The sequence below is a fragment of the Sphingobium sp. CFD-2 genome (assembly GCF_024611135.1).
Taxonomy (GTDB): domain Bacteria; phylum Pseudomonadota; class Alphaproteobacteria; order Sphingomonadales; family Sphingomonadaceae; genus Sphingobium; species Sphingobium fuliginis.
In genome coordinates this window covers 1,951,025-1,971,528 of sequence record NZ_CP084405.1, presented here as the reverse complement: position 1 = coordinate 1,971,528, position 20,504 = coordinate 1,951,025, and the positions used below count along the sequence as shown (strand labels likewise).

Genomic DNA, 20,504 nt, shown 5'->3' with positions numbered 1-20,504 from the left:
TGAGGAAGAGCGCGATCGTTCGGCAGGCCGGAACGAACGGATTATTTCACCGCCGGACCCAAAATGACCGATCAGCCTCGCCAAGAAACCCAGGATTACAAGAGCACCGTCTTCCTGCCCGTCACCGACTTTCCGATGAAGGCGGGCCTCGCGCAGAAGGAACCGGCGATCCTGGCCCGCTGGGAGGAAATGGACCTCTACGGCAAGCTGCGGGAGCGGCGGAAGGGCCGCCGGCGCTTCATCCTCCACGACGGCCCGCCCTATGCCAATGGCGACATTCATATGGGCCATGCGATGAACAAGGTGCTGAAGGACATCATCGTCCGCAGCCAGTCGTTGCTGGGCTATGACGCGCCCTATATCCCCGGCTGGGACTGCCACGGCCTTCCCATCGAATGGAAGATCGAGGAGGAATATCGCAAGAAGAAGCAGAACAAGGACGAGGTTCCGGCCCAGGAATTCCGCGCCGAATGCCGCGCCTATGCCGACAGGTGGGTGGGCGTGCAGAAGGAACAGTTCAAGCGCCTTGGCGTCATGGGCGACTGGGACGATCCCTATCTCACCATGAAGTTCGACGCCGAAGCCACCATCGTGGGCGAACTGCTGAAATTCGCGGAAAGCGGCCAGCTCTATCGCGGCGCGAAGCCCGTCATGTGGTCCCCGGTCGAAAAGACCGCGCTGGCCGAGGCGGAGGTCGAATATGAGGACATCGTGTCGACCCAGGTCGACGTAGCGTTCGAGATTGTCGAAGCCCCGAACGCGCCCGAACTGGTCGGCGCGCATGCAGTGATCTGGACGACCACGCCCTGGACGATCCCGGTCAATCAGGCTTTGGCCTATGGCCCCGAAGTCGATTATGTCCTCGTGGAAAGCGACGGCCGCAAATTATTGCTGGCCGAAGCCCTCGTCCCCTCCGTCCTCCTGCGTCATTCCCGCGAAGGCGGGAACCCATCTCCCGACGCCGCCTCCACCGCGACGCCTGAGGCAGAAATCCTCTGGCGCGGCAAAGGCGCCGACCTCGCCGGAGCCGTCGCCCGCCACCCGATGCACGCCCTTGGCGGCTTTTTCGCCAAACCCCGCCCGTTCCTCGCGGGCGATTTCGTTACCACCGACGCGGGCACCGGCCTCGTCCACATGGCCCCCGACCATGGCGAGGACGACTTCGCGCTCTGCAAGGCGAACGGCATCAACCCGGTCTTCGCCGTCGAAAATGACGGCAAATATCGCGAAGACTGGCTCTGGCTGGGCGGCCAGGGCAGCGTCATCAACCCGAAATTCGTCGGCAGGGAAGGGCCCATCTGCACCGACCTGCGCGAAGCAGGCGGGCTTCTGGCTGCGTCCGATGACTTCAAACACAGCTATCCCCATAGCTGGCGCTCCAAGGCGAAGATCATCTTCCGCTGCACCCCGCAATGGTTCATCCCCATGGACCAGAATCCCTCTCCCCTTGTAGGAGAGGGAAGGGCCCCGCTCGCGCAAGCGGGTGGGAAGGGTGAGGGCGACAACGCCGCCACCCTGCGCGAACTCGCCCTCAACTCCATCGAACACACCCGCTGGGTGCCGGAACGCTCGATCAACCGCATCCGCTCGATGGTGGAGGGCCGCCCGGATTGGGTGATCAGCCGCCAGCGCGCATGGGGCGTCCCGATCGCCCTCTACATCCATCGCAAGACCGGCGACTATCTGGTTGATAAATCAGTTAATTCCCGCATCCTCAAAGCGTTCAGGGGTGCGGGAGCCGATGCGTGGTTCGGCGCCGACCACCAGGCGCTGCTCGGCCCCGATTACGACCTCAACGACTATGAGGTGGTGAACGACATTCTCGACGTCTGGTTCGACAGCGGCTCGACCCACAGCTTCGTGGTGGAGGGCCGTTACGGCGAAGGCGTCCGCGCCGACCTCTATCTGGAAGGCTCCGACCAGCATCGCGGCTGGTTCCAGTCCTCGCTGCTGGAAAGCAGCGGCACGCGCGGCCGCGCGCCCTATGACGCCGTCCTCACCCACGGCTTCGCGCTGGACGGGCAGGGCCGCAAAATGTCGAAGAGCCTCGGCAATGTCGTCGATCCGCTGAAGGTCATTGCCGAAAGCGGCTCCGACATCCTGCGCGTCTGGGTCGCCAGCACCGACTATTTCGACGACGTCCGCATCGGCAAGGAAGTGCTGGCCGGTTCGTCCGACGCCTATCGCAAACTCCGTAACACTTTCCGTTACTTGCTGGGCGCGCTTTCCGACTTTTCCGAAGAGGAAAGGCTGCCCGTCGCTGAAATGCCGGAACTGGAGCGCTACATGCTCCATCTGCTGGCAAGGCTGGACGCCGATCTCCGCAGCGTGGTCGACAAGGCGGCCGGCAGCGAGAACTGGCTGGAATTCAGCCGCTACACCCGCGCACTGATGGATTTCGCGAACAGCGACCTTTCGGCCTTCTTCTTCGACATCCGCAAGGACTGCCTCTATTGCGATTCGAAGTCGGACCCGAAGCGCCGCGCCTACCGCACCGTGCTCGACACGCTGTTCCACGCGCTGGTCCGCTACGCCGCGCCGATCATCCCCTTCACCGCTGAGGAAGTGTGGCAAAGCCGCTATCCAAATGCCGAAGAAAGCGTGCATTTCCTGGAATGGCCGACCGTCGATGCGGCATGGCTCGACCAGAGCCTGGACGACAAATGGGCGGAGATCCGCAACCAGCGCGATCAGGTCAACGAAGCCATCGAGCCTCTCCGCCGCGAAAAGGTCATCCGCTCCAGCCTGGAAGCCGATGTCACCATGGGTGAACTGGTCCCCAGTGACGGTGTGAACTTCGCTGAAATCGCCATCGTCGCCCGCATCGAAATGGGCAAGGGCGACGGCATCGTCGTCAAGCCCAGCGACTGGCACAAATGCGGCCGCTGCTGGCGCCTGCTGCCGGAGGTCGAGGAAGACGGCGCGCTCTGCAACCGCTGCGACGAGCTTTTGTCGGCGTGAGCATGAAGCGCTTGCCAGTGCACGGGGGGACCAAGTTATGCAGGTTGAGCACTAATTGATGCCAAATTCCGTCCACCATCGCCCTCTGGGCCTGATCGTCGCGGCCGTTACGCTCGTGCTCGACCAGCTCGTCAAGTATACCGTCACCTATCCCCTCGCGCTGAAAAGCCGGATGGACGACGGCATTGAAATCCTGCCGATCTTCCGCCTGCGCTGGCTGGAAAATCGCGGCGTTTCCATGGGCTTCTTCCACGCTGACACGAACATGATGCGCTGGATACTGGTCGGCATGACCATGCTGATCGCGGGTTTCGTGGCCGTGTGGATGTGGCGCGAAAAGGCGCGTCAGGACGTCGCGGCGCTCGGCCTCGTCCTGGGTGGCGCCATCGGCAACATCATCGACCGCATGCGCCTGGGCTATGTGGTCGACTATGCCGACCTGCATTTCGGGGAGTGGCGGCCTTTCCTGATTTTCAACCTGGCCGATGCAGCCATCACTTTCGGCGTGCTGATCCTGCTTGCGCGGGCGCTTCTGCTGCGCGAGAAGGGCGCAAAGACGGAGTCAATGAACTGATGCGTAAACTGATCCTCGCCGCTGGCCTGATTTCCATGCTGTCCGCTTGCGGCGGTGGCGGCGGCCTTTTCAACCGGTCGCGTCCCGACGAATTTGCCGTTTCGCGCCAGGCTCCGCTCGTGATCCCGCCTGATTTCGCGCTGGTTCCGCCCGCGCCCGGCACGCCTGCCGCCGCGTCGGTCGATTCGAGCAAGGCTGCAATGGACGCCATGTTCGGCGGCCCCGCTGCCCGCAGCCCGGGCGAAAGCGCCACTCTGAACGCGGCCGGCCGCGCCAATGCCGCCGCGGGCATTCGTTCCTCCGCCGGCGATCCGGCGACCGAAGTGGTCGAAAAGGGCGCAACCACCCGCGACATCATCGCCGCCCCCGAAGGCGACGGTCAGGACGCCCGCGCGGCCACTCCGCAATAATCGGAAAAACCGGAATTCAGGGCTGGCTCTCGACGAAATCCTTGAGCCGGCCCAAAGTCCCATCCCATTGACTGCCGACCTTGGCGAGCCAGTCCCTGGCCTCTGCGATACCCTCGGGCCGCAGGCTGAACAGCGCCTCGCGCCCGGCCCTGGTCCGCGTGACGAGTCCGGCGCCAAGCAGCACATCCAGATGCTTGGCCACCGCCTGGCGGCTGATCGGCAATCCATGGCCCAACTGACCGATCGAACGCTCTCCGCCGTCGGCAAGCCGCCCGATCATGCCCAGCCGCGTCGCATCTCCCAAGGCCGCGAAAAGTCGGGCTGGGGCAGCGTCAATGCTCGGCATAGTCGCGAATATTCTTCACCTGCTCCGCCCAGCCGCCTTCATTGTCCCGCATGACATTGCTTCGCCGGGGTTCGGGAACCTTGTCGAAGCCGCTTTCCGTGACCGTCAGCCGGGTGCCCAGGGCGGTCGGCTCCAGCATGAATTCGACCAGCGTCCATTCGGACACGGCCACACCGCTTTCCATCAATTCCTTGTCGCCGCCGGTCGCCGGCCATTCATAGGCGAAGCGCGTCATCGGCTGGATCGCCACGACCCGCGCTTCCCAGCGATAATCCTCATATCCCGGATAGGTCATATATCCGGTCGAAGCCGCCCCCACGGCAAAGGGCTGATCGAGAGCGACCCGGAACCAACTTCCGAACTTCTCATGATCGATCAGCGCGTCCCACACCCTTTCGACAGGGGCGGCGATCTCGATGGTCTTGGTGATGGAATCAGGCATATAGGCAACCTCCGGATTGCCCATATGCACTCATAACCTCCATCATGCAACCTTTTGGTTGCTTATTATGCCCGGACTTCGGTTCCGATCCCGGCGCTGTTATGACGCAGGGCCGTCAGCACCGTGTCGACTATGGCGCTCGCGTCCAGACGGGCGTCGGCATATTGCTTTTCCGGCTTGTCCTGATCCTGGAAGATGTCGGGCAGGCGCATGGTGCGCAGCTTGAGACCGTTGTCGATCAACCCCTGATCGCTAGCCAATGTCAGCACATGCGCCCCCAGCCCGCCGACCGAGCCTTCCTCTATGGTGACGCCAACCTCATGCGTGGTCAGCAACCTGCGGATCAGCGCTTCGTCCAGCGGCTTGGCGAAGCGCAGGTCCGCCACGGTCGTGGACAGTCCCTTGGCCTCCAGCGTTTCCGCCGCCTTCAGCGCCTCCTCCAGCCGGGTTCCGAGAGACAGGATCGCGACCTGCCGTCCTTCCCGCACGATCCTGCCCTTGCCGATTTCCAGCCTTTCCGGCGTGGCGGGCAGGGCGACGCCCGTGCCGTTGCCGCGCGGGTAGCGCACCGCAATCGGCCCATCGTCGTGCAGGGCGCAGGTGTGGACCATATGGACCAGTTCCGCCTCGTCCGCTGCCGCCATGACGACGAAATTGGGCAGGCTGGCAAGATAGGTCACATCGAAACTGCCCGCATGGGTCGATCCGTCGGCACCGACGAGGCCGGCCCGGTCTATGGCGAAGCGCACCGGCAGATTCTGGATCGCCACGTCATGGACGACCTGATCATAGGCGCGTTGCAGGAAGGTCGAATAGATGGCGCAGAAGGGGCGCATGCCCTGCGCGGCAAGCCCGGCGGCAAAGGTCACGGCATGCTGTTCCGCAATGCCGACGTCGAACGTCCGGTCGGGAAAGGCGGCGCCGAACTTGTCCAGCCCCGTTCCCGACGGCATGGCGGCGGTGATCGCGCATACCGCCGGGTCGCGTTCCGCCTCCGCGATCAGCGCCTGGGCGAAGACGCCGGTATAGCTGGGCGGACCGGGAGGCGCCTTGGCCTGCGCGCCGGTGATGACGTCGAACTTCTGCACGCCATGATATTTGTCCGCCGCCGCCTCCGCCGGGGCATAGCCCTTGCCCTTCTGCGTCACGACATGGACGAGGCATGGCCCCTCCGCCGCGTCGCGGACATTCTCCAGCACCGGGATCAACTGGTCGAGATTATGCCCATCGATGGGGCCGACATAATAGAAGCCCAGTTCCTCGAACAGCGTGCCGCCCATCGCCATGCCGCGCGCGAACTCGTCGGTCTTGCGCGCCGCATTGTGAAGGGGGCGGGGCAGCCGCCGGGCCAGCCGCTTGGCAAGGTCGCGCAGGCCAAGGAACTCCCGGCTCGACACCAGCCGCGCCAGATAGGCCGACAGCCCGCCGACCGGCGGCGCGATCGACATGTCGTTGTCGTTCAGGATCACGATCAGCCGGTTCCCGGCCTCCCGCGCATTGTTCATCGCCTCATAGGCCATGCCCGCCGACATGGAGCCGTCGCCAATGACGGCGATCGCCTTGCCGGGCTGACCCTTCATCCTGTTCGCCACGGCAAAGCCGAGAGCCGCGCTGATCGAGGTCGAGCTATGCGCCGCGCCAAAGGGATCGAACTCGCTCTCCGCCCGCTTGGTGAAGCCGCTGAGACCGCCGCCCTGACGCAGCGTGCGGATGCGGTCGCGCCGTCCGGTCAGGATCTTGTGCGGATAGCATTGATGGCCGACGTCCCAGACCAGCCTGTCGTTCGGCGTATCGAACACATAATGGATGGCGGTCGTCAGTTCCACCACGCCCAGGCCGGAACCCAGATGACCGCCGGTCACGCCGACGGCGGAAATCACCTCCTGCCGCAGCTCGTCGGCCAGTTGCCGAAGCTGGCCCGGTTGCAGCTTGCGCAGGTCCGCCGGCCAGACGACCTGGTCGAGCAGCGGGGTGGAAGGACGATCGTTCATGAAAGACATAGACTCCCGAACGCAGGAAGTTCCCTGCTTGCCGCATTTTCCGAGTCAGCAGATCGCATCCGCTTCGAAAATGCTCTGGGCCGTTCCGGGCGAAAGCGCAACGCCATCACGCGGCGCATTTGGCGCAGATGCCCAATATCTCGATGACGGGGCGATCCGGCTGAAAACCCTCGCCCCGGGCCACTGCGCGGACCTTGTCGGTCACCTTGTCGTCGTCGACATGCGTCGCCTGCCTGCAGCGGGTGCATACCAGGAAGATGCAGTCGTGATGGCAGCCCGGATGCACATTGGCGATATAGGCATTGGCGCTTTCCACCCGCATCGCGATGTTGTTGTTCACGAACAGGTCGAGGATGCGATAGACGCTGTTGGGCGCCACCCGCTTGCCCCGCGCCTTGGACACGCTGTCGGCTATGTCATAGGCGGATGCGGGGGTTTCCTCCGCCGCCAGCGCATCGAAAATGGCCGCGCGCATCGGCGTCCATTGTTCCTGGCTCGCCTCCAGCGTGGCGCGGGCGGCATCCGCGAGACTGTCGCTCGACGGTTCATGATGGTCGTGATGATGATGGTCGGCCATGGGTTCAATCTAAGCCTGGGTTAATGCGGGGGCAAGTGGCGGGCGCGGTCCGTCAGCCGCGCCAGTAGATCCACGCCGCCCATATCCAGCCGGCGATCATCAGCGTCCCTCCGACGGGCGTGACTGCGCCCAGCCATTTGGGAGCGCCCAGGGCCATGGCGTAGAGGGTGAAGGCGAAGATCGCCGCTCCGCCAAGATGCAGCGCCGCCGGACCCCGCGCCACCCCCATGATGGCGAGCGCGCCTACCGCATGGACGAGCTGATAGAGCCCGCCGGTGCGCAGCCACTCCGCCGCCTGCGGGCTGGCCGCGCCATGCGCGCCGAAGGCGCCCGCCGCTATCGCCACGGCCGCCGATAATGCAGCCAGAACCGCGATCATGCCTCTTCCTCCCCATCGCCGCGCGCCAGCAGGCGCATTTGCCTGCCGGGCCGATACATCAGCTCCTTCGCCGCCATCAGATTGCCATGCTCCATCTGGAGCGCCATGCGCTGTTCGTCATTGCGGCGATATTGACGCTCCACTTCCTCGACCTCTTCCGGCGGAACGCCAAGCGCCTGCATCGCCAAAACGCCCATGCAGATGGCGGATTCGAACACTTCGCGCACGACGCCGGCCAGATCCATGTCCTTGAGCGCCAGCAACTGCCGCCGGTCGAAGGCGCGTACCACCAGCGCCGCCTGCGGAAAAGCCTCGGCTATCGGTTCCAGCACCCGGCCGTCGAGCGAAGGATCGTCGATGCAGAAGGCGATCAGCCGCGCCTCTTCCGCGCCAGAACGGCGCAGCAGGTCGATGCGCGTGCCGTCGCCATAATAGACCTTCATGTCGAAGCGGCTGGACACTTCGATCTGCGACGGCTTCTTGTCGATCAGCACGACGCCGAAGCCATGGCCCATCAGCATCTGCGCGACGGTCTGCCCGAAACGGCCATAGCCGACGATGATCGCCGTGCCGCGCGGCGCCTCCTCGGGCGTGGGCAGGTCCGGCCTTGCCTTGGGCCTGGCGAATTCCAGCTTGCGCGCGAACAGCATCAGGAAGGGCGTCGTCGCCATGGAGAAGGTGACGATGGCGCTGAACAGGCTGGCGGCCTGGGGAGCGATCAGCAAAGCGCTCTGCGCCTGCGCGAACAGCACGAAGCCGAATTCGCCCCCCTGGCTCAGCAGCAGGCCGGAGCCGATGGCCTGGTTCCATTCCATGCCGAACAATCGGGCAAGGCCGGTAATCAGCGCCGCCTTGGTCAGCACCAATATCGCCGCCATGCCGATGACGAACAGCGGATTGGCGGCCACCGCATACAGGTCCAGCACCATGCCGACCGCCAGGAAGAACAGGCCGAGCAGGATCGAGCGGAAGGGTTCGACATCCGCCTCTATCTCATGGCGATAGGGCGAATCGGCCAGCATCACGCCCGCCACGAAGGCGCCGAGGGCGGTCGAAAGGTGCAGCGCGTGCATCAGCGCGGCCGCCGCCAGCACGGTGAACAGGCCGACGACGACGAACAGCTCCCGCTCCCCCAGCCGCCCGACCAGATGGAGCAGGGGCCGCAGGATGAAGCGGCCCGTCAGGACCAGCCCGGCGATGGCGGCCACCGTATAGCCCGCCATCAGCCATCCCGGCGGACCGGCCGCATCGGCCGGGTTGCGGGACAGCGCGGCGACGATGGTGATCAGCGGGACGATGGAAAGATCCTGGAACAGCAGGATCGAGAACACCTTTTCACCAAAGGGCGAATTGATCCGGCCGCTGCTCTTGAGGCCGGGCAGCACCTGCGCCGTCGAGGAAAGCGCCAGCGGCAGCCCCAGCGCAATGGCCGCCCCCCAGGTGAAGCCGGTCGTGTAGAAGATGATCGCCGTCAGCGCGCATCCGCACAGCACCACCTGCGCCATGCCGAGCGCGAAGATGTCGCGCTTCAGCCGCCAGAGCCGGGCCGGATGCAGTTCGAGGCCCACCAGGAACAGCAGCAGCACGATGCCGATCTCGGCTATGGCGAGCTTCGATTCCGCTCCGCCGACAAGCCTCAGGCCCTGCGGACCCACAAGTGCGCCCGCAACCAGATAGCCCAGCACGGCGCCCAGCCCAAGGCGACGGAACAGCATGACGAACAGCACTGCCGCGCCCAGCAGGATCACGCCCTCCGACAACAATATATCGGTGGCGGAAACAGGTACCGCAGCAGTTGGCCCAGTCTGCCCCTGCATCAGGCGTCGGCCATGCGCGCGGCTTCGGCAATGGCTTCGAAGCCCAGCCGGATGGAGGCGTGGCGGGCCGGATAATCGCGGGCGGGCGCGAGCACGGCCAGCCCCGGCCAGAAATCCAGCTCATCGCTTTCCCCCGCCAGATAGGCGGTCAGCCGGTCCCGCGCCTCCGCCAGTTCGCCGGCGGTGAGGCCGATCGCCTGCGCGGCCATCAGCGCCGCGGAGGCCTGCCCCAGCGCGCAGGCCTTCACGTCCAGCCCCATATCGGCCAGCCGGCCATCTTCCATCCTGACGTCGGCGGTCACGCGCGACCCGCAAGTGGGCGAGCGCTTCTCGACGCTGGCCTGCGCGTCGGGCAGCCGCTTGTGATGGGGTATGTTCGCGGCCAGCCGCAAAATGTCCTTGTTGTAGAGGGGGGCGCTCATTCCGATCCATGTAGGGCAGGATGCGTTCAGGAGAAAGGGCGGAAGGGGTCGTGCATGGCGCCGGCGGGAAAATATTGCATGCGTCGGCGCAGGCGGGCGCGCATCCATTCCGCCGCCATCAGGGCTGTTGATCGGTGGTCCCGGGACTGGCCGGAACGATCACGCGCGGCGGCGGCGCGCCCGGCTGCGGTCCGGGCACGCCGGGCGGCGGCCCCTGCGGCTGGTCGATGGGCAGGCGAAGCTGGCCGCCGCCGATATTCACCGTCACCCCCTCCGTATCCAGGCCCACGCTCATATTGCCGAGCCCGGCCTCCGTCGCGACATTGGCTATGGCGTTGACCAGATCGCTGTCCCTGCTTTCCTCCGGCGCATCCTCGACCGGTTCGTTGATCGCGCCCGCCATGAAGGTCCGCCAGATGCGGGCGGGCACGCCGCCGCCCGCCGCGCCGCCGGGCAGGGGCGTATTATCGTCATTGCCGATCCACACCGCCGTCACCAGCCCGCCCGCATAGCCGACGAAGATCGCGTCGCGGCTGTCCTGCGTCGTCCCCGTCTTGCCGAAGGTGCTGGTGCGAAGCGCGGCCGCGCTGCCGGTGCCGCGATTGGCGGCGGAGGACAGGAGGTCGCGGATCATCTCCAACTGGTCGTCGCTGAAATGCTTCTGGCGGCTCATCAGCCGGTCGAACCAGCCCTGCTCCTCCGGCGGCAGGCCGTGCGCCAGCACCGGATAGGCGCCCGCAGCCACCGCCGCATAGGCCTCCGTCAGTTCGACGAGCGGTATTTCCGACGTGCCGAGCGCCAGGCTCAAATCCTCCGTCAAGGGGGCCGTCACGCCCAGATCGCGCGCCACCTTGATGACATTGTCGACACCCACCTTCTGCGTCAGCCGTACCGCGGCAACATTGCTGGACGCGGCGAAGGCCTGCCGCAATGTGATCCGCCCGCGATATTTGCCGCCATGATTGGTCGGGCGATAGCTGCCCGTGGTGATCGGCGTGTCCTCGATGAAGTCGTCGGGCGTCATGCCGGCCCGGAAGGCGGCGAGATAGACGAACAGCTTGAAGGTGGAACCCGGTTGCCGCTTCGCCTGGACGGCGCGGTTGAAGGCGCTCTCGCCGTAATTCCTGCCGCCGACCATCGCGACCACGCTGCCATCGGGCTTCATCGCGACCAGGGCGGCCTGCGCCTTGCCCAGCGGCGCGCGGCGGATCGCGGCCTCCGCCAGCCGCTGGATGCGCCAGTCGAGCGTGGTGGCCACATTCTGCGCGCCATAGACCGCGCCGGCCCTGTCCCGCGCCTGCGGCAGCACCCAGTCCGCAAAATAGGTGCCGCTGGTCGGATCGGGCGCTTCATGCACGTTGAGCCGCGCCGGGGGCAGGGCGTCGCGTTCCGCCTTGGTGATGTAGCCTGCCTCGACCATCGCCTGCGTCACCAGGGCGGCGCGGTCGCGCGCGCCCTTCAAATTGGTGGTCGGCGCAAGGCGGGATGGCGCCTTCAGCAACCCCGCCAGCATCGCCGCCTGGGGGATGGTCAACCGTTCCGGCTGGCGGTTGAAATAGTGCAGGGACGCGGCCCGCAGGCCATAGACATTGTCCCCGAAATAGACGTTGGACAGATAGCGCTCCAATATCTGGTCCTTGGTCAGCCACGCCTCCAGCCAGAAGGCGATCAGCGCCTCCCGCGCCTTGCGCCCGAAGGTCCGGTCGCTGGAGAGGAACACGCCCTTGGCAAGCTGCTGCGTGATCGTGCTGCCGCCCTGGGAGGAGCCGCTGGACCAGAGATTGTGCCAGGCCGCCCGCGCTATGCCTCGTGGATCGACGCCCCAATGGTCATAGAATCGCCGGTCCTCGATCGCCATGAAGGCCTGCGGCACATGCTTGGGCAGGGCCGCGACGGTGACGGGCTTGTCGATGATCGCGCCGCGCCGCGCGATCAGATGGCCGTCCGCCGACATCAGGCTGATGCTGGGGGGCGCGATGGGCTTCAGGGATCGGGACATGGGGGCCGTCACCGCGAGCCAGGCGATGAGGATCATCAGCAGGGCCAGCAGCGCCGCGACCACCCATCCGGCTATCTGCACCCGGCGCTTCCATGGCCGCGGCGGCGCGAAGGCGCTGGGCGGTCCCGCGCCGAAGGCGCGGGGCGGCAGGGCGTCAGGGTCGGAAAGGGGCAGGGGATCTTTCATCGCTTCGGTCATGCTGTGTTATTTGCCTGACACGGTCAAGCGTGTCCCGTCGCGGGACAATCGGGGGTTAACTTTAAATCGCGATATTCCAAAAGGTAAAGAATCTCTTAACCTGTGCGTCATGAGAAGCAGACCTCTAGTCCTGACGAGCGAGTCGGCGCGCCATCCGTTCCGCCAGCGGCTGCCGCGCCATGTCCTGCGCGTCGTCGAACCGGCCCCCGCCGCGCGCGAACGCCCGCCGGTTTCCGACGACAATGACTGGAAACTGTTTGTGCTGAGCTTCGGTGCCTTCTTCACGGCCTTCTACAGCTTTATCTTTTAATCGCTTCTTATCAGCCACGCACCGTCAATCGCATGCCTTGTGCAGCGTCCAGGCGATCCATGCGCAGGGCAGGCACAGCGCCGCCACCAGCAGCAACTGGTTCACCACGGAAAGGCCCGCGATGCTGAGGCTGATGGTCAGCAGCGATCCCAACACCATCGCCCCTGAATTGACGATATTGTTCGCCGCGACGGTGCGCGCCGCCTCGCACTTCTCGACCGTCGTGGTGAGGAAGGCGTAGAGCGGCACCACGAACATCCCGCCGAAGGTCGCCACGCAGAGCAGGCAGAGCGACAGCGGGATCGCCAGCGGGTGATAGAGGAATCCCGCCAGCGAGAGCATCTTCCCATCCGATCCCGCCATCCAGAGGTCGCAAACGATGTGGAAGGCGACGATGCTGATCCCCATGCCGATGACGGAGGCGGGCGCATATCGGGCCGACACATGGCCGCTCAGCAACCGGTTGATCGCCACCGAACCGATGGCGATGCCGATGGAAAAAATGCCCAGGAACAGGCTGGCGACGGATTTGTCGGCGCTCAGCACATTCTTGACCAGCGGCGGGAACTGGATGAACAGCACCGTGCCGACCGCCCAGAAAAAGCTGATCGCCATGATGGCGAGGTAGAGCCGCCGGATGTGCATCGTTCCCCGCACCAGCGCGATCGAGGATCGGATGATGTGGAAATCGATCGGTTGCCGCTCCAGCAGCGACGGCGCGGCGGGCACGTTGCGCCCCGCCAGCCAGCCTATCACCGCCGTCAGGATGATGCAGACCGCCGCCGCCTGCACGGGGATGATCCCGGCCAATATGGTCCCGGCAAGGATGGCGATATAGGTTCCGGCCTCGACCAGGCCGGTTCCGCCCAGCACTTCCTCGTCATGCAGGTGCTGGGGAAGGATCGCATATTTGATCGGCCCGAAGAAGGTCGAATGCACCCCCATGGCGAACAGCGCGACCAGCAGCAGCGGAATGGCGAGCAGGTGGACGGCGATCCCGCTCCAGATCAGCGCCAGCCCGGCCGCGCCGACCGTCATGATGACGATTTCGGCGGCCTTGACGATGCGGATGATCGCCGCCTTGTCCCGCTGGTCGGCGAGCTGGCCCGACAGGGCGGACATCAGGAAGAAGGGCAGGATGAAGACGCCGGTCGCCAGCGCGCTGAACCAGGTTTCCGACTTCTCGTCATTATAGACGGTATAGACGACGAACAGCACCATCGCGTTCTTGAACAGATTGTCGTTGAAGGCGCCAAGGAGCTGAGTGATGAAAAGCGGCAGAAAACGTCGCTTGTTGAGGAGCCTTAGAGAGGCTTGCATGGGCGAGGGGGTCTTCTTCGCTGTGGATGAGCGTGGCGGGGTCTAGCGATAGAAGACGGGTCAGCACAACCCCTCTGCGCGAAACCTTGCCCCCCGTCCTCTCCCATGTTGCGCATCCGCTTGTGCGCCGGCCCCGACTGTGGCAGTCCGCCGCCATGCTGACGCTGCCCAATCTGCTGACGCTTTCGCGCATCCTGACCGTGCCGCTGCTGGTCGCCCTGTTGTGGCCGGCTGAGATCGGCGCGCGCTGGACGACCGGCTATATGCTGGCCTTCGCGCTATATTGCCTGATGGGGATCACCGATTATTTCGACGGCTACCTCGCCCGCGCTCAGGGCGCCGTATCGAAACTGGGCATCTTCCTCGATCCCATAGCGGACAAGATCATGGTGGGGGCGGTGATCCTGATGCTGTCGGCCACGCGCGACATTTCGGGCATCCATATCGCCGCCGCGATGATCATCCTGCTGCGCGAGATCGCGGTTTCTGGCCTGCGCGAATTCCTGGCGGGGCTCCAGGTTTCCGTGCCGGTGTCGCGCCTCGCCAAATGGAAGACGACCTTCCAGCTCATCGCGCTGGGCGCGCTGATTCTCGCCGGCGCCGTACCGCAATTTCCGTTCGTGCAACTGGTCGGCATCGCCACGCTCTGGGCGGCGGCGATACTGACGCTGGTCACGGGCTGGGACTATCTGCGCGTCGGCATCAAGCATATGGATTGAACCATGGCCGACCTCACGCTCGTCTATTTCGCCTGGGTCCGGGAGGCCATCGGCCGGGATGAGGAGCGGGTGGAGCGGCCTGCCGCCGACGCCACCGTCGCCGCGTTGATCGCCGCGCTGGCCGCACGGGGCGGCGGTTATGCCGAGGCCTTCGCCCGGCCGGACAGGCTGCGCGCGGCGCTGGACCAGCATTTCGTGCCGATGGACAGCCCGATCGGGGACGCGAAGGAACTGGCGATCTTCCCGCCGGTCACGGGCGGATGAACCGCGTCTCCATCCAGGCCGAGGATTTCGATCCGGCGGTGGAACTGGCCGCGTTGGAGGCCAGCGGCGGCGGGGGCGTCGCCAGCTTCACCGGCATCGTTCGGGGGGAAGGCGGGTTGGTCGCGCTCGAACTGGAACATTATCCGGCGATGACGACGGCGCAGGTCGAACGCATCGTCGCGGAGGCGAGCGACCGCTGGCCCCTGCTGAGGGTTCGGGTGGTCCACCGCTTCGGTCGGCTGGAGCCGGGCGAACGCATCGTGTTCGTCGGCACGGCCTCGCGCCACCGCGCCGCCGCGCTGGAGGCTTGCGCCTTCCTCATCGACTGGCTGAAATCCCGGGCGCCCTTCTGGAAGAAGGAACATTTTGCGGATCGGACGGAATGGGTCGAAGCCCGCGTCGAGGATGATGCGAAGGCCGAGAGCTGGAAGCGTTGAGCAAAAATCTGCCCTGTTCCTGATTTCGCGGGAACAGCATGTTTCTCTCCAGCCATCGCCCGCCAGCAATGGGTCCTGAGCCTAAGCCGCCGCGCTGACCTCCGGCAAGTCCGCCGCGTCGCGCAGCAATTCCGCGAGCAGCCGGAATTCCTTGTCGCGCGGGCTGTTCTTGCGCCACACCAGGGCGATGTCGCGATGGGCCCGTTCCGACCGGAGCGGCCGGGCGGTGATCTGCGTATGGTCGAGCAGGCCGCTCGCAATCGCCATTTCCGGCATGATCGTCATGCCCAGGCCATTGTCCACCATCTGCACCAGCGTATGCAACGACGTGCCCATCATCATGGCGCTCGCCCGGATTTCCGGCCGGTTGCACGCGGCCAGCGCGTGATCCTTCAGGCAATGTCCGTCCTCCAGCAGCAGCAGCTTGGTTTCATCGATCATTTCCGGCGCGATCCATTCGGGCGGATCGCGCGGATCGTCCCGGGGAAAGGCGACATAAAGCCGGTCCTGGAACAGAAATTCGCTGTCCAGCTCGCCGGTGGGAAAGGGCAGGGCGAGCAGCACGCAATCCACATTGCCGTGCCGCAGCGATTCGATGGCGGCCTGCGTCGTTTCCTCGCGCAGGTACAGCTTCAGTTCCGGCCGTTCGCCCCGCAACCTGGGCAGCAGGCGAGGGAGCAGGAAGGGCGCGATGGTGGGAATGACGCTCATCCGCAATTCGCCGGTCAGCGGCTTTCCCGACGCTTCGGCAATGGCCGCCAGTTCTTCGGCTTCGCGCAGCACCCGGTGCGCCTTTTCCACGATGCGGTCGCCCAGGGCGGTGAACCGCACCACGCGGCGCGTCCGCTCGACCAGCGTGATGCCGATCAGCGATTCCAGCTCGCGAATGCCGGCCGACAGCGTCGACTGGGTGACGAAGCAGCTATCCGCCGCCTTGCCGAAATGGCCATGCTCCTTCAGCGCCACCAGATATTGCAGCTGCTTGAGCGTCGGCATGTAACTCGACATTGATCGCCTTCCTCGATTGGAAAGCCCAATATAATTGTCTTAGCCGATATATCCAAGCCATTTGGCCACGCCGAACAAGGATGTGAGGGTCAGGATCGATCCCACGGCGATGAACAGCGTCCGGGGCGAGACGTGCCGGGCCAGCATCGCGCCGAACGGGGCCGCGATCACGCCGCCGATCAGCAGGCCGACCGTGTAGGTGGTGAAGGTTTCCCACCCCAGATGCAGCAGGAATGTGATGCTGATGGAGGTGGTCAGGATGAATTCGACGCTGTTGACCGTGCCGATGGTGTGTCGGGGGCTGGACCCCTGGATCAGCAGGTTCGACGTCACCACGGGCCCCCAGCCGCCGCCGCCGGTGGCGTCCATGAAGCCGCCGACCAGGCCCAGGGGCCCCACCCATTTGGGATTGCGCGCCTGGGGCGGATAATGAAAGCCCCGCCACACCAGATAGATGCCGATGGCCGTCAGATAGGCCTGGACGAACGGCTTGATCATCGCCCCGTCCACATTGGACAGGAGATAGGCGCCCGCCACCCCGCCGATCACGCCCGGAATGATGAGGCGCGCGAACAGGCGCCAGTCGACATTGCGATGGATGATGTGGCTGATGGCCGACACCCCGGTGGTGAAGGTTTCCGCCGCATGGACGCTGGCCGATGCCCTGCTGGGCGGCACGCCGAGCGCCAGAAGCAGCGTGCTGGAAATGACGCCATAGGCCATGCCCAAAGCGCCGTCGATCATCTGGGCGCCGAAACCGATGAGAATGAAAGGCAGGATTTCGCCGAAATGGGCGATAAAGATGTCGATCATTCATTGGTCCCTGTTATGATTGTCTACCGCCTTGATTGGTATATCACGGGCCGCCAAGAAACTTTCTGTTTTATCGGGCGAAGCCGAAATAGCCCGCCATCTGGAAAATTCATCCTTTTGCGCTTATGTACCGTCTGGTCGGTTTCATCAGGGGCGCTTCATGCTGCGCAATCTTATTGCTTATCTGGACTCGGTCAAATCACGCGACCCTGCCCCGCGCTCGCGCGCTGAAATCCTGCTCTATCCGGGCGTCTGGTCGCTGGCTTTCCACCGCGTGGCGCACCGCCTCTACCGCGCGCGGCTCTATTTCCTGGCCCGTGCGGTGAATCATTTTTCGCGATTCCTGACCGGCAACGACATTCATCCCGGCGCCCGCATCGGCAGGCGCTTCTTCATCGACCACGGCTTCACCGTGATCGGGGAGACGGCGGAGATCGGGAACGACGTCACCCTCTATCAGAACGTGACGCTGGGCGGGACCGATCCCGCCAACGGCATCGCGGGCAAGCGCCACCCGACACTCGAAGACGGCGTGATCGTCGGTTCCGGCGCTCAGGTTCTGGGCCCCGTCCGCGTCGGCGCCCGCGCCCGCATCGGCGCCAATGCCGTGGTGACCAAGGATGTGAAGGAAGGCGCGACCATGGTCGGCATTCCCGCGCGGCCCATGCTGGTCGACGTGACGGCCTATCAGCGCGAATTCCTGCCCTATGGCACGCCATGCTCCGACTGCGTCGATCCGGAAAAGCAGAAGCTGGAACTGCTCCAGCTTGAAATCGACCAGTTGCAGAAGCGCGTGGCCGAACTGCTTGCCGAACGGGGCGGTGCGCCCGTGGATGACGTTCGCCTGGTCAAGGAGCGTGGCCGCGCCTGATGAGCAACGTGACGCCGTTCCCGTCGCAAGCGGCCCAGGGTGCAAGGGGGGCGGCCAGCCAGACCGGTTTCGATCGTCTCGAACTCCAGCGGATCATGGATCTTTACGGCCGCATGGTCGCGGCGGGCCATTGGCGCGACTATGCCATCGACCTGGGCCGCGAAGCCGCGATCTTCTCCGCCTTCCGCCGCGCCGCCGAACGCCCGGAATTCCGCATCGAAAAACGCCCCTCCCTGCGGAACCGCCAGGGCATGTGGGCGCTGATCGGGGAGGCCGGGCACGTGTTGAAGCGTGGCGCGGAACTGCAGGGGATACTCGCGCCGGTGGAACGGCGGCTGCTCAAGATCGTGGGGGATTGACGCCCCCGCGCCCCGCCAGGGCATGGGCGGGTAGGGAGCGGACGTTGGCGGTCCCGCTATGGCTCCTGCCTTCGCGGGAGCATCATGTGCCTGACGTCCCTTATTGACCCCTTCCCGCGAAACCCTGCGATTTCCGGTTCGGCAGGACCGTAATCATCAGAAGAGCGATCATCCTTAACCCTACGGCATTGCGGAAGATGCCGCTCTCCCGCCAACCGCGCCAAGATTCCGCCTTTTTAGCCGCTCGTGTAAATGATAGCGCCGTCATGGAAATCATGAAGGAGAGGCTTCGCCTATGAGCTTGCCGGCATTTTTGGAAGGCCGTTTGTCCCTGCCGTTGATCGGTTCGCCGATGTTCATCATCTCCCAGCCTGCGCTGGTGATCGCCCAGTGCCGTGCCGGGATCGTGGGTTCCTTTCCCTCGCTCAATGCCCGTCCGTCCGGGGTATTCGAACAATGGCTCCAGCAATTGAACGAGGCGCTGACGGACAGGGACGCCCCCTTCGCGGTCAACCTGATCGTGCACAGGACCAACAGCCGGCTGGAGGAGGATCTCGCCCTCTGCGTCAAATATCGCGTGCCCATCGTGATCACGTCGCTGGGCGCGCGGGAGGATGTGAACCGGGCGGTGCACAGCTATGGGGGCATCGTGCTGCACGACGTCATCAACAATGTCTTCGCGCGCAAGGCGATCGAGAAAGGCGCGGATGGCCTGATCGCCGTCGCGGCGGGGGCGGGCGGGCATGCCGGCACCCTGTCGCCCTTCGCGCTGGTGGAGGAAATCCGGGCCTGGTTCGACGGGCCGCTGGCCTTGTCGGGCGCGATCGCCACGGGCCGGTCGATCGCGGCCGCGCGGATGATGGGGGCTGACTTCGCCTATATGGGTTCCCCCTTCATCGCGACGGAGGAGGCCAATGCCGAACCGGCCTATAAGCAGATGATCGTCGACAGCGGCGCGGCGGACATCGTCTATTCGGATTATTTCACCGGCGTGCTCGGCAATTATCTGCGCCCCAGCATCGCCGCAGCAGGTCTGGACGCCGACAAGTTGCCCAAGGCGTCGGAAATGGATTTCTCCAGCGACGCGGGCGGCGACAAGAAGGCGTGGCGCGATGTCTGGGGCGCGGGTCAGGGGATCGGCGCGATCCGCAAGGTTCAGTCCGCCACGACCTTCATCGCGCAACTGAAATCGGAATATCAGGCAGCCGTCGCCGCCTTCGGAGCCTAGAGCGTTTTCCAAGCAGATGGAATCATCTGCTGAATCGGAAAACGCGACAAAACAAAAACTTAGGCAGTAGTGACGATTTAATCATTTGAGCCATAGCATGATGCTGGCGAGTTTGACGAAGCCGAGGAAGTTTGCGGCGAGTTTGTCATAGCGTGTTGCGATACGGCGCCACTGCTTGAGCTTGGCGAAGAAGCCCTCGATGCCCCAACGCTGTTTGTAGGCGATGCGATCATAGTGGTGCTGATATTTGCGATGGCGGCGAGGTGGGATGACCGGCTCGCCGCCTTGCTCGTAGATGAGATCGTGCAAACTGTCGGCGTCATAGGCCCGATCAGCCAGAACCTTGCCAGCCGGGATGCCGCGGATCAGATCGCAGGCGGGCGCCATGTCGTTTTGCTGTCCGGGGCCGAGGATGAAGCGGATCGGCAAGCCCAAGGCATCGACTACGGCATGGATCTTGGTGCCGAACCCGCCTCGCGAGCGCCCGAGAGCCTGGGCTTGAGCGCCCCCCTTTTTACCCGAGCCCCAGCCGCCTGGGCCTGGGCGCGGATCACGGTCGCATCGATCGCCAGCCATTCGATGTCGGGATCATCCGACACAGCCTCGAAGATCCGGTCGATCACGCCTTGCTCAACCCAGCGATAATAACGCCGTTTAGCGGTCTGATAGGGACCGAACTTCTCGGGTAGATCGCGCCAGCGTCCTCCTGAACGCGCCAGCCAGAGCAAGGCGTCAAGAAACAACCGTCCGTCACTGCGAGGACCACGCTTGCCCTTGCGCCCGCCCGGAACGAACTCCCGCAGCCGCTCCCACTGATCATCCCGCAGCACTTCGCCTTCCACGCCAGCCTCCAAAAGCCAGCCTTGAATCACAAATCCAAACCGTCGTGAATCCCTAAAATGTCACTACGGCCTAGAGCAGTCGAGCCGATGCAATCGGATCGGAATCTGCTCTAGAGCCAATCGACATTCAGCCCTGACGGCCTGCAAATGACGCTTTTCCGTGCTTCCGGTGCTCACCTATTTTGAGCAGGCTGCGCTCCGGGTCACG

General features: G+C 64.7%; 22 protein-coding genes. 10 read left to right on the top strand and 12 right to left on the bottom strand.

Features of this window, described 5'->3' with window-relative positions:
- Nucleotides 1-63 precede the first annotated feature (63 nt).
- The 3 genes from ileS to LDB29_RS09485 are packed head-to-tail and all read left to right on the top strand — an operon-like array spanning nt 64 to nt 3,945.
- Nucleotides 64-2,961 (top strand): isoleucine--tRNA ligase, encoded by a 2,898-nt coding sequence (ileS, locus tag LDB29_RS09495; RefSeq protein ID WP_025550054.1) that lies wholly within the window; start codon nt 64-66, stop codon nt 2,959-2,961.
- A 58-nt stretch (nt 2,962-3,019) separates the two neighbouring features.
- On the top strand, nt 3,020-3,535 hold the full coding sequence (lspA, locus tag LDB29_RS09490) for a signal peptidase II (protein WP_025550053.1): 516 nt from the start codon (nt 3,020-3,022) through the stop codon (nt 3,533-3,535).
- Complete coding sequence (locus LDB29_RS09485) at nt 3,535-3,945, top strand: DUF3035 domain-containing protein (RefSeq protein ID WP_025550052.1); 411 nt, start codon at nt 3,535-3,537, stop codon at nt 3,943-3,945. The genes lspA and LDB29_RS09485 overlap by 1 nt, the downstream gene beginning before the upstream one ends.
- Nucleotides 3,946-3,961: 16 nt before the next feature.
- On the opposite strand, the gene LDB29_RS09480 is transcribed toward LDB29_RS09485, so the two are convergent.
- The 8 genes from LDB29_RS09480 to LDB29_RS09445 form a co-directional block, all read right to left on the bottom strand.
- Nucleotides 3,962-4,291, bottom strand: a complete 330-nt coding sequence (locus LDB29_RS09480) for a helix-turn-helix transcriptional regulator (protein WP_025550051.1) — start codon at nt 4,289-4,291, stop codon at nt 3,962-3,964.
- Nucleotides 4,278-4,733: an SRPBCC family protein gene (locus LDB29_RS09475; protein ID WP_025550050.1), complete on the bottom strand. Its 456-nt coding sequence runs from the start codon at nt 4,731-4,733 to the stop codon at nt 4,278-4,280. Before LDB29_RS09475 ends, LDB29_RS09480 begins: the two co-directional genes overlap by 14 nt.
- A 65-nt stretch (nt 4,734-4,798) precedes the next feature.
- On the bottom strand, nt 4,799-6,733 hold the full coding sequence (gene dxs / locus LDB29_RS09470) for a 1-deoxy-D-xylulose-5-phosphate synthase (protein ID WP_193666797.1): 1,935 nt from the start codon (nt 6,731-6,733) through the stop codon (nt 4,799-4,801).
- A 106-nt stretch (nt 6,734-6,839) separates the two neighbouring features.
- Nucleotides 6,840-7,310 carry a Fur family transcriptional regulator gene (locus tag LDB29_RS09465; RefSeq protein WP_025550048.1) on the bottom strand — a complete coding sequence of 157 codons (471 nt, stop codon included), beginning with the start codon at nt 7,308-7,310 and terminating at the stop codon, nt 6,840-6,842.
- Between the two features lie 52 nt (nt 7,311-7,362).
- Nucleotides 7,363-7,689: a DUF423 domain-containing protein gene (locus LDB29_RS09460; protein WP_025550047.1), complete on the bottom strand. Its 327-nt coding sequence runs from the start codon at nt 7,687-7,689 to the stop codon at nt 7,363-7,365.
- Nucleotides 7,686-9,506, bottom strand: coding sequence for a monovalent cation:proton antiporter-2 (CPA2) family protein (locus LDB29_RS09455; protein WP_025550046.1), 1,821 nt, complete (start codon nt 9,504-9,506; stop codon nt 7,686-7,688). Before LDB29_RS09455 ends, LDB29_RS09460 begins: the two co-directional genes overlap by 4 nt.
- Complete coding sequence (locus tag LDB29_RS09450; RefSeq protein WP_025550045.1) at nt 9,506-9,928, bottom strand: iron-sulfur cluster assembly scaffold protein; 423 nt, start codon at nt 9,926-9,928, stop codon at nt 9,506-9,508. Before LDB29_RS09450 ends, LDB29_RS09455 begins: the two co-directional genes overlap by 1 nt.
- Nucleotides 9,929-10,046: 118 nt before the next feature.
- Nucleotides 10,047-12,125, bottom strand: a complete 2,079-nt coding sequence (locus LDB29_RS09445) for a transglycosylase domain-containing protein (RefSeq protein ID WP_025550044.1) — start codon at nt 12,123-12,125, stop codon at nt 10,047-10,049.
- Between the two features lie 109 nt (nt 12,126-12,234).
- On the opposite strand from LDB29_RS09445, the gene LDB29_RS09440 reads away from it, so the two are divergent.
- Entirely contained in the window at nt 12,235-12,435 is a 201-nt protein-coding gene (locus LDB29_RS09440) for a hypothetical protein (RefSeq protein WP_025550043.1), read from the top strand.
- A 24-nt stretch (nt 12,436-12,459) separates the two neighbouring features.
- Here LDB29_RS09440 and LDB29_RS09435 read toward each other — a convergent pair whose 3' ends face one another.
- A complete protein-coding gene (locus tag LDB29_RS09435) occupies nt 12,460-13,755 on the bottom strand; it encodes an MFS transporter (RefSeq protein WP_025550042.1) in 1,296 nt (431 codons plus the stop codon).
- 155 nt (nt 13,756-13,910) lie between these two features.
- Between LDB29_RS09435 and pgsA the strand changes: the two genes are divergently transcribed.
- From pgsA to LDB29_RS09420, 3 genes are read left to right on the top strand one after another with little or no spacing between them, the layout of a single operon-like run.
- The gene (gene pgsA / locus LDB29_RS09430; RefSeq protein WP_025550041.1) at nt 13,911-14,474 is read left to right on the top strand and encodes a CDP-diacylglycerol--glycerol-3-phosphate 3-phosphatidyltransferase; all 564 of its coding nucleotides are present in this window, start codon (nt 13,911-13,913) and stop codon (nt 14,472-14,474) included.
- Between the two features lie 3 nt (nt 14,475-14,477).
- Nucleotides 14,478-14,738, top strand: coding sequence for a molybdopterin converting factor subunit 1 (gene moaD, locus LDB29_RS09425; protein ID WP_025550040.1), 261 nt, complete (start codon nt 14,478-14,480; stop codon nt 14,736-14,738).
- Nucleotides 14,735-15,175: a molybdenum cofactor biosynthesis protein MoaE gene (locus LDB29_RS09420; protein WP_025550039.1), complete on the top strand. Its 441-nt coding sequence runs from the start codon at nt 14,735-14,737 to the stop codon at nt 15,173-15,175. Before moaD ends, LDB29_RS09420 begins: the two co-directional genes overlap by 4 nt.
- A gap of 81 nt (nt 15,176-15,256) precedes the next feature.
- Here LDB29_RS09420 and LDB29_RS09415 read toward each other — a convergent pair whose 3' ends face one another.
- Nucleotides 15,257-16,183, bottom strand: a complete 927-nt coding sequence (locus LDB29_RS09415; protein ID WP_025550038.1) for a hydrogen peroxide-inducible genes activator — start codon at nt 16,181-16,183, stop codon at nt 15,257-15,259.
- Between the two features lie 39 nt (nt 16,184-16,222).
- Nucleotides 16,223-16,996 (bottom strand): sulfite exporter TauE/SafE family protein, encoded by a 774-nt coding sequence (locus LDB29_RS09410; protein ID WP_044662493.1) that lies wholly within the window; start codon nt 16,994-16,996, stop codon nt 16,223-16,225.
- A gap of 160 nt (nt 16,997-17,156) precedes the next feature.
- Here LDB29_RS09410 and epsC point away from each other — a divergent pair, with 160 nt between their 5' ends.
- The 3 genes from epsC to LDB29_RS09395 all read left to right on the top strand — a co-directional run bounded on the left by epsC (nt 17,157) and on the right by LDB29_RS09395 (nt 19,454).
- Nucleotides 17,157-17,867 (top strand): serine O-acetyltransferase EpsC, encoded by a 711-nt coding sequence (epsC, locus tag LDB29_RS09405; protein WP_061935260.1) that lies wholly within the window; start codon nt 17,157-17,159, stop codon nt 17,865-17,867.
- Entirely contained in the window at nt 17,867-18,226 is a 360-nt protein-coding gene (locus tag LDB29_RS09400; protein ID WP_025550037.1) for a DUF2794 domain-containing protein, read from the top strand. The genes epsC and LDB29_RS09400 overlap by 1 nt, the downstream gene beginning before the upstream one ends.
- A 295-nt stretch (nt 18,227-18,521) precedes the next feature.
- Complete coding sequence (locus LDB29_RS09395; protein WP_044662490.1) at nt 18,522-19,454, top strand: nitronate monooxygenase family protein; 933 nt, start codon at nt 18,522-18,524, stop codon at nt 19,452-19,454.
- A gap of 81 nt (nt 19,455-19,535) precedes the next feature.
- Here the strand turns inward: LDB29_RS09395 and LDB29_RS09390 are convergent.
- Nucleotides 19,536-20,296, bottom strand: a protein-coding gene (locus LDB29_RS09390; protein ID WP_099185988.1) for an IS5 family transposase whose coding sequence is annotated in 2 segments (ribosomal slippage) — nt 19,536-19,972 and nt 19,972-20,296 — 762 coding nt in all. Because the reading frame shifts where the segments join, the coding sequence is not laid out codon by codon here.
- Between the last annotated feature and the right edge of the window lie 208 nt (nt 20,297-20,504).